15 protein-coding genes are annotated in these 13,390 nt (G+C 68.6%); 3 read left to right on the forward strand and 12 right to left on the reverse strand.

Features of this window, described 5'->3' with window-relative positions:
• Window positions 1-349 precede the first annotated feature (349 nt).
• Window positions 350-817 (reverse strand): hypothetical protein, encoded by a 468-nt coding sequence (locus IF655_RS02475; protein ID WP_199581733.1) that lies wholly within the window; start codon window positions 815-817, stop codon window positions 350-352.
• A gap of 584 nt (window positions 818-1,401) precedes the next feature.
• Here IF655_RS02475 and IF655_RS02480 point away from each other — a divergent pair.
• Window positions 1,402-1,815: a hypothetical protein gene (locus IF655_RS02480; protein ID WP_199581735.1), complete on the forward strand. Its 414-nt coding sequence runs from the start codon at window positions 1,402-1,404 to the stop codon at window positions 1,813-1,815.
• Window positions 1,802-2,440 carry a hypothetical protein gene (locus IF655_RS02485; protein ID WP_199581737.1) on the forward strand — a complete coding sequence of 213 codons (639 nt, stop codon included), beginning with the start codon at window positions 1,802-1,804 and terminating at the stop codon, window positions 2,438-2,440. Before IF655_RS02480 ends, IF655_RS02485 begins: the two co-directional genes overlap by 14 nt.
• Before the next feature lie 182 nt (window positions 2,441-2,622).
• On the opposite strand, the gene IF655_RS02490 is transcribed toward IF655_RS02485, so the two are convergent.
• From IF655_RS02490 to IF655_RS02540, 11 genes are all read right to left on the reverse strand, one after another.
• Window positions 2,623-3,525 carry an HEXXH motif-containing putative peptide modification protein gene (locus tag IF655_RS02490; protein WP_199581739.1) on the reverse strand — a complete coding sequence of 301 codons (903 nt, stop codon included), beginning with the start codon at window positions 3,523-3,525 and terminating at the stop codon, window positions 2,623-2,625.
• A gap of 57 nt (window positions 3,526-3,582) precedes the next feature.
• Entirely contained in the window at window positions 3,583-3,744 is a 162-nt protein-coding gene (locus tag IF655_RS02495) for a hypothetical protein (RefSeq protein WP_199581741.1), read from the reverse strand.
• An 89-nt stretch (window positions 3,745-3,833) separates the two neighbouring features.
• Entirely contained in the window at window positions 3,834-4,553 is a 720-nt protein-coding gene (locus tag IF655_RS02500; RefSeq protein ID WP_199581743.1) for a 2OG-Fe(II) oxygenase, read from the reverse strand.
• Window positions 4,550-6,409: a radical SAM/SPASM domain-containing protein gene (locus tag IF655_RS02505; protein WP_199581745.1), complete on the reverse strand. Its 1,860-nt coding sequence runs from the start codon at window positions 6,407-6,409 to the stop codon at window positions 4,550-4,552. Before IF655_RS02505 ends, IF655_RS02500 begins: the two co-directional genes overlap by 4 nt.
• 30 nt (window positions 6,410-6,439) lie before the next feature.
• Window positions 6,440-7,306, reverse strand: coding sequence for a hypothetical protein (locus tag IF655_RS02510; protein ID WP_199581747.1), 867 nt, complete (start codon window positions 7,304-7,306; stop codon window positions 6,440-6,442).
• Window positions 7,303-8,226: a D-isomer specific 2-hydroxyacid dehydrogenase family protein gene (locus IF655_RS02515; RefSeq protein ID WP_199581749.1), complete on the reverse strand. Its 924-nt coding sequence runs from the start codon at window positions 8,224-8,226 to the stop codon at window positions 7,303-7,305. The genes IF655_RS02510 and IF655_RS02515 overlap by 4 nt, the downstream gene beginning before the upstream one ends.
• Window positions 8,223-8,900 carry a TylF/MycF/NovP-related O-methyltransferase gene (locus IF655_RS02520; RefSeq protein WP_307814837.1) on the reverse strand — a complete coding sequence of 226 codons (678 nt, stop codon included), beginning with the start codon at window positions 8,898-8,900 and terminating at the stop codon, window positions 8,223-8,225. The genes IF655_RS02515 and IF655_RS02520 overlap by 4 nt, the downstream gene beginning before the upstream one ends.
• Window positions 8,894-9,325, reverse strand: a complete 432-nt coding sequence (locus tag IF655_RS02525; protein WP_307814838.1) for an NUDIX domain-containing protein — start codon at window positions 9,323-9,325, stop codon at window positions 8,894-8,896. Before IF655_RS02525 ends, IF655_RS02520 begins: the two co-directional genes overlap by 7 nt.
• Window positions 9,326-9,354: 29 nt before the next feature.
• A complete protein-coding gene (locus IF655_RS02530) occupies window positions 9,355-10,224 on the reverse strand; it encodes an isocitrate lyase/phosphoenolpyruvate mutase family protein (protein WP_199581753.1) in 870 nt (289 codons plus the stop codon).
• Window positions 10,217-10,903 (reverse strand): dTMP kinase, encoded by a 687-nt coding sequence (locus IF655_RS02535; RefSeq protein ID WP_199581755.1) that lies wholly within the window; start codon window positions 10,901-10,903, stop codon window positions 10,217-10,219. The genes IF655_RS02530 and IF655_RS02535 overlap by 8 nt, the downstream gene beginning before the upstream one ends.
• On the reverse strand, window positions 10,900-11,661 hold the full coding sequence (locus tag IF655_RS02540) for a hypothetical protein (RefSeq protein WP_199581756.1): 762 nt from the start codon (window positions 11,659-11,661) through the stop codon (window positions 10,900-10,902). The genes IF655_RS02535 and IF655_RS02540 overlap by 4 nt, the downstream gene beginning before the upstream one ends.
• Window positions 11,662-11,967: 306 nt before the next feature.
• On the opposite strand from IF655_RS02540, the gene IF655_RS02545 reads away from it, so the two are divergent.
• Window positions 11,968-13,380, forward strand: a complete 1,413-nt coding sequence (locus IF655_RS02545) for a helix-turn-helix transcriptional regulator (protein ID WP_199581757.1) — start codon at window positions 11,968-11,970, stop codon at window positions 13,378-13,380.
• The last annotated feature ends 10 nt before the right edge of the window (window positions 13,381-13,390 follow it).

Genomic DNA, 13,390 nt, shown 5'->3' on the forward strand with positions numbered 1-13,390 from the left:
GCCGGCTCGGGCCGGTCCGGATGGTGGCCGTGTTCCAGGTAGAAGCGACCGTCATCGGTGATCTCCGCCTGCCACTTCCCACCACGCCTGGGCATGGTGATGAGGCCCCGCCCCTTGAGAGCACGGGCAGTGTTGGCAAGCTCCGGGCTCTCAGAGGTGACGGGGGTCCGTTCCCGCTCCGATGCGGGTGAGTAGGGCCAGTTGGCGATCGTTGAGCGGCGACCATCGGTACATGCTGACGTCGTACCGGTCCTGCGGAGCGCCTACAAGCAGAATGGTGATGCTCCCGCATCCTGCTGCCCGAGCGACTACACGATCGAACGAACAGGGCCCGTTGTGAAAAGCTGAGTCAGCTGGCTGCCGTCTCTGTCGCAATGCGAGCCCGCTTCTCGGCACGTGGTTCGGCCTTCCAGCCGGGAAGGAACGCCGACAGCATCGGGTCGCTCTCGATCCTCTGCTGAGTGAGCCGCATGCCCTCGTCGATCAGCGCATCCCACTTCTCCGTGGCGAGTTCGACGCGGCAGGGCAATTCCTTGATGATCTTCTCGTCCACGGTCAGATAGTTCGACGCCCGCCTCGCGGCCCCACGGGCCGTGGGCACGAAGGCGTCAGCGCCGGCCTGGTCAGGAAGCAGTGAGATGAGGACCGCGTCCCCCTCCTCGGCGATCTTTCTGGCCGCCTTGTTGGCTGCCGAGATCTCCCCTTTGGAGGGATTCCGCTCCAACGACGCGATCAGGGTGTTGCGGATGCTGACTGTGCTCCGGCTGGCCAGCGCATCCCGCAGGGCTTGGCGGAAGGTCTCCGTCATTGATGTCATGACCGGGATTGTCACGACTGGCCGTCCCCGAGTCGTGTGCTTGAGGGAGGTGCCCGGTGTGTGTTCCCCCGTACGGCGGATACGAGTGCGCCGGGGGCAGACAGAAAGGGGCCCAGGAAGAGGCGGCGCACGTTCTTGGCGACGGCTTCCTCGGCTCGCTGCTCATCGACTCACGAGGACCCCTTTGACTACCTGCAGGGCTGGGCACGGGCCCGGGTTGTCAGCGACGTCATGAACATGCGCCGCTGCTGTAGGTCTACCGCATGTGCACCCAGCCGCTCGCCGACGTCTGTTACACGGCGCTGCATAAGGCGGTGTCCGAGGAGGCGCCCCGGACCTTCGCAGCTGAGGAACGGGGCGTCCTGGATCTCCTTCGGGACGACGAGCTGCGGGCGCCTTCCAGCTTTGAGTGGGCCTGGCTGGAGCGTTGCTGAAACGGGCACTGGCGCCAACTGAGGGCAACTCAGAAGACGTTGCGTGGCTGGTCGCGCCGCTTGCGTCGACGGATTGTTCCCTCGGGGTGTCGGTGGTAGCCGGTAGGTTCTGCTGGGGCACGTCACCACGAACGGGGAGATATATCGATCATGTACGACGCCGAATTAATGGCCGTGGCCACCGGCGCTGGCGGCACTCTCGTTGCGGCCATAGCCGCATCGGGCGCTGAGAAGATGCGCCTGAAGGTCGCACACTTCTTTCGTAGGGCCAGCCTGGATCAGCAGAGAGCGGCCGCACGGGCTGTGGATGACACCGCTGCCCAGCTCGCCTCGGGCACTCCGGAGACTCAGGCGCTCGCAGCGAGTGCCTGGGCCCAGCTCATCGCCCAGTACCTTGCCGAGCACAACGAGGCCATGAGCGAGGTGGACGAACTCGCGATTCCGAGTCCGCCAGTCTCGAAGGTCTGGCACCAGCACAACGCCAGCACTGGAACATTCATCGGTGGCGACGTCCACGGGGGGATGACTTTCAATTACGGCGGGGCGCCAGATGACGGATGCTGAGCACCGGGAGCAACACAACCATGGCTCCGGCACGTTCGTGGGTGGCGACGTCCACGGCGGCCTATGGCAGGTTTTCCTCCCGCCCTACGGGAAGAAGGCGACGACCAGCGATCCGGCACCGACGAAGCGAAAGCCCGAGCGGGACAATGAAGAAGAGGATGACTACGAAGACCACCTGTGGGCTCTGCTCGGCGCTGCGTGGGTTGCCGTTTCGGCTGGTGGTGCTGTCGGCTACGCGATCATGGGTTGGTCGTGGACCGACCGCGAACCGTCGCCGGGCATCGCTGAGCGCTTCGGCGTCGGGATCGTCGGCTTCTGCGTTTGCCTAGCTATGGCAGCCGCCTTCTTCGCTCGTCTTGCTCAGGTATTCGAGCTCTGGTCGGAACAATGCGCCATCACGGCTGTACAAAGCCGAGGCCGGATGGTTGCCGGACCGCCTGCGTCCATGTCCAGGGCTATGGCTGGATTGACGGCAGCGGCAGCCGTTTCATCCGAGCTACTGGCATCTCTCTTTGGTTGGTCGTCGTTCGGGGCCGAGGTAGCGCAACGCGCGCATCTAGCAAGGCTCAACGCAGCGGCCAACGCAGAGTCGGCTCGCGCCGCTACGAAGAGGCGCAAGGCATAGGCGCGCGCTGGCAGAGCCTGTTCCCGGAGGGGTGAGGTTCGCCTTGCCGATCCTCACCCCCATGATCTCGTGCGTGCCCGTGCGTCAAGTCCCAGTTGCTCGACACGTCGAAGAGTCACAGACGATATCGAACCGGTGGATTTCGGGGTGCCATGCACATATCTGTCGAACGCTCGGCGAAGTCAGTGGTAGGTCGTAGCGGGATGGATGGCCCTGCCGACCGCGCTACGGACGCGTTCGCGGATCTCTACCGCGGGGACGTACGAAAGGGCCTGTTCCAGATGGTTGGCGGCGGCCGAGAACAGAACTGCCTGTTGGCGCAGATAGGTGTCGAGGAAGGAAGCGAGGGCGCCCGTCGTGTCGCGCCGTGCTTGCTGTGTGTACAGCACAGTGAGGGCGAAGGCCCAGCCTGCGTGCAGGAAGCCGTATATGGGGCGGGCAGTCTTTCGCCATGGGGAGAAGAAGGTGACGTCGGTGGGCAGGGTCACGTCATACGCGGCCAGGGCGTCGTTGAGCCAGTTGTGGGCGGCCTCGTGGATCAGGTCGCGGGCCAGGACCTCGGGGCGGGCGGTGTAGTCGGTGAAGACGGTGCCCGGGAGTCGGGTGAGGGCCCAGCTGTGGAGGGTCTCGTCGAGTCGGCGGTGGTTGAGCAGACAGATGACGGGGGCGTGCTGGGTGAGCAGCGTGCCGAAGCCGTGCTCGGTCGCGGAGGCGAGGGCGGCACTAACGAGACCCTGGGCTGCGGACGGGGCGGGGCTGGTGTCAGGGCGGACGAGGTAGTACGCGGTTTCGGAGATCTCCGAGCGGAGCAGGTCCGCGGGGCGCGGACTGAGCACGATGTGCGGGCCGGCCGACAGGTGGGTCAGGTCTCGCACGGTCGTATGGCGGTACCAGGCGAGGCGGTCCGCGTCTCGGGTGCGCGCCGCGTGTTCGGCGCCTTCGAGCAGGTGGTGGGCCACGGCGTAGTCGAGGGCGGACGAGCCGAGGCGGTTGCCGAGTACTGAGGCGATACGGCTGGTTCGTAGACGCTGGTGGTCGGCAATGCCGTCGAGGGCGACAAGGGATTCCGGGGCGAGAGCGCTCATCTGGAGCTCCGGGCGTGAAACGGGGCCGGACCGGGACGGGCCCGGCCCCGTGGCGGGTTAGGACTCGGTGGTGGGCTCGGTGGCACCGGGCTCCACCGTGGTGGCCAGCCAGGTCTCGGTGGCCGCGTTGGAGGTGTGCGCGGTGGTGCGCACGGGGTCGCTGTCGCGCAGAGACGCGACCGCATCCAGGAACTCGTCGAACGTCTTGTCTTCTGCCACTGCTCGCTCTCTTCTCCGGTCGGGGCCGTGGGTCGGGGTGGGGTGGCTGCGGGGCGGGCCTCGGGGGCCGGTCATGGCGGCGAAGCCTCCTACTCGGAGACGAGGAGCGTGAGGAACTTGCGAACGCGGCCGGCGCGGACAGGTTCGGTGCCATGGACGAGCTGGCTGCCGAAGATCACGAGCGTGCCGGGAGCGGGTGCGACGCTCCATCGGGTGCGGGGCATGGCGCGGAACCAGGGGGAGGAGATGTCTGCCCCGTCGTGTGCGAAGCGCATTCCGTGGGCGTAACCCGATCCGGTCGGCGCCTCGGCGGCGGTCCAGACGGAGTCGCTGCCCGTGGTCTCCACGTAGAACGCGCCGCCCATGTCGTGGATGTCCGTGAGGGTGACCGTCGCGGCGGCGATCTGGCGGGGACGGGTGAGGGGATCGGGGGCGATGCCGTCGGCATGCGGGGTGATGTATTGGCCGGCGCCGTACTCGAGGTAGATCCACGGCCGGTGGCCGGTGACCGATGGCAGGGTGCGCGTGATGGCGGCCATGTGGAGCTTCAGGGCCTGGTCGAGGAGGGTGGTCGCCGCATGGGGGATGTCGGTTACCTCGATGCGGCCGGCTGGCTCGTAGACGTCCTGCGCCTCGCCGGGGGAGTGACCGGGGATCTCGTGGATGGTCGTGCGGCGGCCAGGGCCGTACCGGTCGCGTCCGAGGGAACCGAACGTGTCATCCATGACGAGGGTGAGCCGCTCGATCTCGTCCGGCTTGAGGAAGCCCTCCACAGTGCGGATGGACAGAGTTTCGGCGATGTGGATCATCGCTCTCCTCCGCAGGCACAGGGGGTGGAGATCGGGGCAGAGGCGGCCTCGGCCAGAGCCTCCGTGAGTACACGCACGGCCCGGGAGAGGTCCTCGAAGTACTCGGCAGGCGTGCTGCCAGCAGCGGGTACGAGATGCAGGTCGAGCGTCGGATACACCCGGCCGGTGGTGCGGCAGGTGAGCTCGCTGCGACCGAGGACCACCGAACACGACCCGGGCAGAGAGGACTCGGCCCGGCTGGCGGCGCGGCACAGGCTCGTCGCTGTACGCGCGTACTCGGCGCGGTCGCGCGGCAGGATACCGACCGAGAGGAAGCGGGGCTCGGCTCCGGGGAGGTCGGCGTAGGTGTGGCCCTGGCAGCTGTCATAGGTGACGGCGTTCCAGCCTGCAGTGAGCGCGTCGACGACCGGACGGACGCCGGGCTCGATGCCCTCGTGCCACTGGGGGTGGTGGGGGTCGAGATCGTCTGCCTCGTGCACACCGGGGAGGCCGACCGTGTTGATGTTGCCGTGGGCGCTGACCTGGAGGCGGGCGGGCGGGCGTGGTGCGGCGGGGTCGTCCCAGCGGGCCAGGAACGCTGCGACGTGGTGCATGTCGTTGGGGCGGACGGGACGCCAGCGCAGCAGGGAACAGGAGGCACCGGGCGGGAGGTCCGGGTGGGCGAGCAGGGCGGCGACGCCCTCGATCAGGCGCATGCGGTGGTCGCAGTACGCGTCTTCGTCGCCCGCGGCGGCGAAGCGGAGGCGGACCGCCGGGCAGCCCGCGCCGCAGGTGTCGCGGTAGTCGCAGGCCGTGCACTTCGTGACCAGGGAGCGTGCCTGCTGAAGCAGGGCAGAGTCGTCCTGGGCACGGGCCACGTCCGCTTCAGAGCGGATGTCGCCGAGCGTAGCCAGACCCGCCTGCGGCCAGGGCAGCTCGTCACAACTTCCCAGGCGGTCATCGGGATAAAGGGTGAGGACGTGGTCGCACTTCAAGTCGGAGAAGTGACAGGAACGGGTTTGCAGACCCCTCAGGCGGCGGATGACGGAGACGACGGGTTCCAGCTTGACGCGGCGGAACAGGCCGTCGGCAACCCAGTTGTGGGCGGCCTCCAGCACAAAGTCGGCGTATTGACGAGGTGTGACGGCCCAGGCCGGGCCAGTGGGGCCGATGGCCCGTCGCTGAAGTGCCCGACTGGTTGGCGCACGGGATCCGACAGCTGTGGTTGACCGGGTGACCGCCGCATCGAAACACGGCACCAGGCTGACCGTCGTCACGGCGGAAAAGGAGGCGAGGTTCTCCATGACCTCGGAGGCCCGGCCGAGGACGTACGGGGTGACGGCGCAGATGACGCCGGTGTGGCGTCCCCGACGGCCGAGGAGCTCCAGGGCTTCGACCACCCGGGGGTAGGTGGGGCGGCCGTCGTAACCGACGCGCCACGAATTCCCGAGCGCGTCCCCGTCGAGGGAGATGCCGATCTCCAATTCCGGGCAGTGTCGCTCGAACAGGTCAAGCCAGACGTCGTCGAGTTGGAGGCCGTTGGTCTGGAGGCTCACTCGGATGACGTTCGGCTGTGCGGCGAGCGCGTCCAGGATCTCCGCGATCCGTTCCCGGCCAGCGGTCAGGGGCTCCCCGCCGTGGAGCTCGACGCTGAGCGGGCGCCCGGAGAAGATCGAACCGAGGTGGTGGACCTGTGCCGCGCTGATGCGGGCGCCTCCCGGTGACTCCTTGCGCTTCTCGTAGCAGTACAGGCAGTCGATGTCGCAGGTCTCCCCGCGGAGCTTGAGGATGACGGAGACCGCCGTGTCCGGTCCGGTGCTCGGCAACGGGGCGTAGAGACTCTCCAGGTCGGTGGGTGCGGTGCGGGTGACGGGCATCAGAGGACTCCCGAGGAGGAGAGGCGCGGTCTACGCGCCATCGATGGACACCGTGGACAGCCACCCGAGAAGCTGTCCGCCGGTGATGGGGACGTGGACGTCGCCGCGGCGAAGGAACCATCCGTCGGCATACCGCTGGGGCAGCCAGCCGACGTCAGGGGCAACGAGGTTGGGAGGCGTCTGCAGCGGGTCGTCGACGGGCCAGCAGTCCAGGAGCGCTCTGGTCACGCGTCGCTGAACCGGACGGAACCACTCCCACGTTTCCGCGTGGGCCGGGCCGATCTGCGGACGGAACGGAGCGTCGGCAAGGAGCGGCAGCCACTTGTCGCCCAGGACCGGATGCCCGGCCGCCGCGCACTCGAGCGCGGTGAGGCAGGTCTCCAGCTTCCGGCACACGACGTCGGCGGGTTCGGCCAAGCCGTCCTCGACGAGGCCGATCAGGTCCTCGGCGAGGCTCGCCGCGACCTCGGCCTGGTCGGCGACCGCCCAGCGTCGGTAGCCCTGGCGCTCCTCGGGGTCGAGCACCAGATCCCAGCGTCCGGAGCCGTACGACAGAGCGGTACGCAGACACATGAGGTCGTGCATCGAGGCGCGTACTCGGCGGAACGATCCGAGATCGTCGCGGCGGACATCGAAGGAGCGGAGCAGGTGACGGAGCTCCTCCGCCCGCTGCGGCGCCGTCGCTTGGAGATCGACACGGACGCCGTCCACGATGCGCGACTCCCACGCCGGAAGGGCGCCGTCCACGATGCCGCGCAGGTCGATGTCGCTCGCCGCGTGGGCGAAGCCGCAGGCGAGGGCTCCCTCCAACCAGACCTCGCGGGCCTCGTCGGCCGCGAGGAGCGTTCGGGCGACCTTGTCGGCGATCTCCCGACGAAGCTGTGCCGATGGGTTCACCGGTGCCCTCCTTCGATCAGGATCTTTTCGTCGGCGGTGATCGTCCTGAGGAGATCGATGGCCCATCGGTCGAGTGCGCCGCGCACGTCGGAGCGCTGGGCGCCGATGTGGGGCGAGACCAGGAGGTTGAGCGGCGTCGTGGAGCCAGTGAGGAGCGGCAGGTGCTTCCGCTCTACCGGGTCGAGTGCCAGGCCCCAGAGCCTCCCGTCTGCCAGCGCTCGCAGGCAGGCAGTGACGTCGAGTGTCTCCAGCCGCCCTGCGCAGATCAGCAAGGGCCGCTGCGGTGCGACGCGTGCGAGGAAGTCCGCGCCGATGGACTGTTCGGTCGTAGGGCGCAGCGGCAGAGCGATCACGTGTACCTGTGACTGCTCCATGAGCGCTGTCTGCGGCAGCTCCCGCAGACCCGGAGGGTTCGACGGCCAGGCGGCGAAGGCCGTGCGGCCCACGTAGGGAGCGAGGGCCCGGGCGGTGGCCAGCCCCACCGGGCCCGCGCCCCAGATCCCTGCGGTCAGGCTTCCGAGTGACGCTCCCATACACGCCTGTTTCTCGTGCCGGCCGAGCATCAGCGCGTGCTGCCCCAAGGGGATTTGCCGGGCCAGGGCGAGGGCAGCGGCGAGCACCCACTCGCCCACGGCGTCCGCGCCGGCCTCGGCGTTGCGGTGCAACGTGATGCCACGGTGCCGGAGGGCGTTCACGTCGATGTGGTCGATGCCGGAGCCCGTCCGTACGACGTGCCGCAGGCGAGGGAGTGCATCGAGCTCCCTCCCGCCGAGACGGACACCGGAACGCAGAACGAGCACCGCTGTGTTGGCGGGCGGAGGCGAGTCCAGGTCCGGCACCTCGTGTACGAGGACGTCGGGCAGGGCGCGGCGGATCGCGTTCGCGTCCGCTGCACCGTGTAGCACCAGGACAGCGCTCATCCGAAGACCTCCGGCCTCTCGTACCGGCCGAAGGCGAGATCGCCCTTGCCGACGACGACGGTCACAGGCGAGGGCGCGCCGAAGTACGCGTCGCTGGCGCGCTTCACTCCCGGGAGCCCGTCCCAGGCCCGAGGATTGGTTGCCGTGTCCGCGTAGTCGTCGACGAGCAGCACGCCCGTCGGCACCAGGCGGGTGACGCAGTGCGTCAGCCCTGTGAGGGTGGAGTCGTAGAAGTCGCCGTCCAGGTAGGCGAACGCGATCTCGTCGGGAAGTTCTTTGGAAAGGGTCTCGTCGAACCACCCAGGATGGATGACCGGCGCCGGCCTGCCCCAGGCCGCATGCGTGGCGTGCACGTCGTCCGGGGACGACCGGAGCTCGCCCGCCGCCAGGTGGTCCGAGTCCTCGGCGCCGGGCGCGGGCATGCCCTGGAAGGAGTCGTAGACGTGGATCTCGCGGTCGTGGTCGCCCAGCGAGTCGAGCACGCTACGGATCCAGAGGGCCATCGCGCCCCTGTAGCAGCCGAGTTCCACCACGGGGCCTGGTAGACCGCGGGCGGCCAAGTGGGCGAGCTCGTCGGCGATCACGTGGAGGCGGTCGGCACAGACCGTCCCGGAGTGCTCCCGCAGCAGCCACTCCCGCAGATCCTTCAACCTTGGATCCATGAAGGTCACCACCTGTCCACGAAGGGGTCGGCGAGCTCCCCGCTCAGCGCTGCCGACAATGGGCGGTTGATCCGAGGCAACAGGTACACGTCGCCCAGACGTTCTAGCGGCACCCATTCGAAGCCCACTTGGATGGGATCCGGCGGTTCCGGCATGTGCGGCTCGGCGTTCTCCACCTGCTCGGCGAGGAAATTGAACTGAACCTTCTGCACGTCCCCGAACTCGCCCTGCCACGACTCGGGGACGTACTCGACGACGCACAGCAGACGTCGGGCCACGACCTGGAGGCCGGTCTCCTGCGCAACCTTGCGGTTCACGGCCTGGCGCAGGTCCTCGCCGACCTGAGCTTTGCCGCCCGGGAGGTTGTAGTGGAACCCGGCCTCGTCGTCGTACGACAGCAGCAGGACGGCGCCGTCGCGCACGATCGCCGCCTTCACGGAGACACTGATCCGAGGTAGTTCGGGCGTCAGAGGCACGACAGCGCCTCCGGCTCGCCGACGCGCATCAGGTCACCGACCTCCGCGAGGGATCCTGCGACGGTGGACCGGAAACTCCCTCCGCGCCGGAACTGACGGGCGGCGGTGCGCATACCCGCGAGGGCGGCACGGCTGAGCTGGTTCGCGTAGATGCAGAGGCGGAAGCCGGCCTCGCCGAGTTCGGCTGCGCTCAGGTCAGGGAACGCCGTGGGCACACTGACCAGCGGCGTACCTTGGCTCCACGCACGTCCAATGGCCCGCGCCTGCTCACCGGTCGCTTCCTTGGAGTGGATGAGTACCGCATCCGCTCCGGCCTCGGCGTACGCCTTGGCGCGGGCGATCGCCGTGGCCAGATCCTCACCGGCGATCAGGGCCTCGGTGCGGGCCACGACCACGAGGCCGTCACCGACGACCTTCCTTATACGCCCCACTTGCTGGCACAGCAGGTCCCGGTCGGCGAGGGTCTGGGCTCGGTGGGCCGCGAAGCTGTTGCACTTCGGGTACGCACTGTCCTCGACACACACCGCCGCGGCACCGGCGCGCATCAGGTCGTATGCGAACCGCTCTGCCGTGCGCCCCGAACCGCCCGCGTTGTCGATGTCCACGATGACGGGGAGATCGGTGACACGGCCGAGCGAGGCGACCACGTCGGACAGGTCCCGAGGGCTCAGCACGTTGGCGTCGGGCAGCCCCAAGGCCGCGGACACCTCCAGACCGCTCACCCATAGGGCGTCGAAGCCCGCCTCAGCCGCGACGTGCGCGGCGAGCGCGTTCACCGCACCGATTGCCAGTAGAGGGTGCTTCCGCTCGCTGTCGTCGAGGGCCTCACGTAGATGGATCGCCTTCGCGTTGTCAGTCATGGGTCTCTCTTCCTTCCGCGTGGGCGGCGAGCGATGGCACCAGCTGCCGTTCGCGCAGTACGTCCCAAGCGGCGAGCAGCACCTCGGACCGGGGCCGGCGGGCGTCCAGGCGGACCACGTCGCCGAGGAGCGGGAACTCGTCGGGCTTCGTGACCACGGCCTCGTAGGTCTCGCGAACCCGGCTCTGGATGTCGTGCACGTCCCAGTCGGCCCGGACGGCATCACCCTGGCGGGCCTGCGCCCGGCTCATCGAGGCGTCGGTCTCCAGGTCCAGGACGAGCGTGAGATCGGGGGCCACGGTGATCTGCGCGGTCAGCGCCTCGTACGTCTCTGACACCCTCATGTCGTGCTTCACCGCGAAGAAGGCCAGCTCGCTGAGGAGCCAGCGATCCGCGATCACGGGCCGGGCCTGTCGCTGGGGGAGTACGAGGCGATCCAGCGTGGCCTGTTTGTCCGCCGCGATCGCGGAAAGGTAGGCATCACGGTTCCCGGCGTTCGGCCGGTACTTGCCGGTGACGATGGCAGCGGCCTGCTCGGCGGCGAGGAAGTTGGTGGTGAGCATGCACAGCGGGGTGACGCCGTAGAGCCCCTCCCAAAGCCGGAACAGGCCCTTGCGCAGGGTCGTCTTGCCGGTGCCGTCGAGCCCCTCGACGACGATGAACGGATAGCGGTGGCTCATTCGACCTGCCCCGCCCCCGTGCCACCCGCGTACTTGGTGAAGCGACCCCGCCAGCGGGCCGTGGTGGACACCAGGTCCACCAGCCGCAGCTCCGCCAACTCCTCGACGAGGCCGGGCAGTTCGGGCTCAACGCAGATGCCGGCCTCGATAGCCCGGCAGTACGCGGCGCGGAGGGCCGGGCCGTCGTCGGAGCCGCGCAGCGCCGTCTCCAGCACCCGCGTACCCATGCCGTGGGCCACGACGCTCACCGCGGTGCCCAGGGCCTGCTCATGGAGTGGGCTCGGGTGAGGCTCCAGCGTGATGTGGTGCACCCCGCGGTGGCGAATGACCGCGAAGAAGCCCACCCACCACGCGGCGGCGGCGCTGACGGCGATCACGGCATCGGACCAGGCGGCCCCGGACTGTTCCGCGAGGAGGTTCTGGGCAGTGGTGTCGGCGGCGCGGTGAAGTGTCCCGCGCCGGTTCCGGGACTCCGCTCCGTGCCGCTGGGGCAGCTCCCACCAGAAGCCGAGCCCCGCGTCCTCCAGCAACGTCATCACAGCCTTGTCGCCTGCCGACAGCGGAGAGGGGCGCTGGGCCAGCACGGAGACATCGACGCCGGGGACGTCCGGCAGCGCCTTTTCCCCGGCGACAGCAGCCCTCCATTCGTCGAGATGAAGATGGAGCCGCTGGGTCAGTAGCCCGTCCGCCAGCGTCTGCCAGGCATGGGCGAGCGGCGGAGAACCGGGAGGCCGGGTCGGCAGGGTCAAGGAGGTCACAGGTCGGATCCTCACGTCCGTGGAGTCGCGGCACGCGGCTCAGTTCGGTGGTGCTCCACCACGATGGCCGCCCTGCAGGCCCACGCCTATGAGTGTTTATGAGCCCCACCAGCGGAACGTGTCCGAGTGGTCGCAGAGCGAGGCAGAATGCCGACCATGGTCGACAGCGGACAGCGGCGGTGTGTGCGTTGCGGTGCCCTTCTCAGCCGCTTCAACGCCGGTACACGATGCGCCTCATGTCAGGACGGGCCAGCCGCCCGACGGGCCGATCCGGCCTTCTGGCGTGATCCGACGGTCCGGCGAGCCGTGGCCGCGTGGGAACTCGGCACCGTCGTGAAGCTGTTCAGGAAGCACACGGGTCTCTCCCAGGCCGGTGTAGCGCGGATGGTCAGCATCGACCAGGCTGAGGTCAGCAGACTGGAACGCGGGCTCAAACAGATTCGTGACCGACGCCAGTTCGTGCAGTGGACCGATGCTCTGGGAGTTCCGGAGGAGTTGCTGGGCCTCCTGCCCACGGCTGATCCGCACAGTCCGGACTCCACGGGCCGACCAGGAATGGCGGCCACCCGAGCCCATGGGTACGCCGCGTTGCCCGAGGGGCCAGGCCAGCTGCTGTTACCCGCCGGCCGGTCCGTCTCGACGACTGCGCTTCCTGCGCTGAGTCTTCCCGCGGCTTCCTTCCTCGGTGACAGCCTGCTACTCGACTCCCGTCCGGAGCTGAGTGCCTGGCGCGCCATGCCCATGCGCGCGCTGATCGTCGCCAACCGAACCGTGGACGGAGCGATGCGGCAGTTCGTCATCGACGCCCGACCGGCCAGCCCAGGTGGCACCGCCTCCGACCCGGTGGACATCCCCGCCGCGTACGAACTGGATGACCTGACCTACGGCATCCTGTGGGCTATGTCAGGATTCGAGGCAGCACTCCTCGGCGACGACCAAGCCCTGTACACCTCGCTGGCGTCCCTCACCGTCCTCCCAGGCACACCAGTCGCTTCCGACCACGGGCTGACCGAAGTCTCCCGGATGCTGATCGGCTCGGAGACCGCAGCGCGGTACATCCTGGGCCACCGTGACCACCTGGGTGACGAACCCGTCTTCTGGACAAGGGAACAGCGCGGTGAGGAGGCCGCCACATGGCTGTTCTTCAAACACAAGTACCGATACCTCGAACGAATGGCACCCCGGCATCCGGACGGTGCCAGCGGCCGGGGGTTCTGCGTTCCCGACGCGGCGGTCGCTGCCTCGCCGGCTTACGAGCGCGTTCTGTTGTTCCTCGCCATCGCGCTCATGGAGTCCTTCGGTATTCGCACCTGGGTGACGGATGACAGCGGATTCGCCCACACCGACGGCTTCGCTCTCTCTCGCGGGCGCCGGGCCGTCATCGCCTCTTGGGTAAGGACCAAGGGTGCCTCCCACCTCGCGGTCACCGCGAGGCCGGGGGTCCTGCGAACGTTCGCTGACGTTACCGGCCACGTCAGCCACCACTCGGCCACGGCGGCCGAGCAAACTGGGCAGCGCCTTGCGGCAACGGCGGAGTACCTTGGCCTCGATGCCTACTGGCTCGGTCGCCGGTGCGCACAGTTGTCGGCAGTCGGCACAGAGCGGCTCGCCCGGCCGCGCAGCCGATTGCTCGGCCTCGAAGGGCTGGAGGCGGCCTGCCAGTTCGTGTCCGAACAGCTGGTGATCCTTCCGCGTACCCGGACGGCACCGACCCGATAGCCTGCCTCAA

Source organism: Streptomyces sp. DSM 110735, assembly GCF_016482685.1.
Classification (GTDB): Bacteria; Actinomycetota; Actinomycetes; order Streptomycetales; family Streptomycetaceae; genus Streptomyces.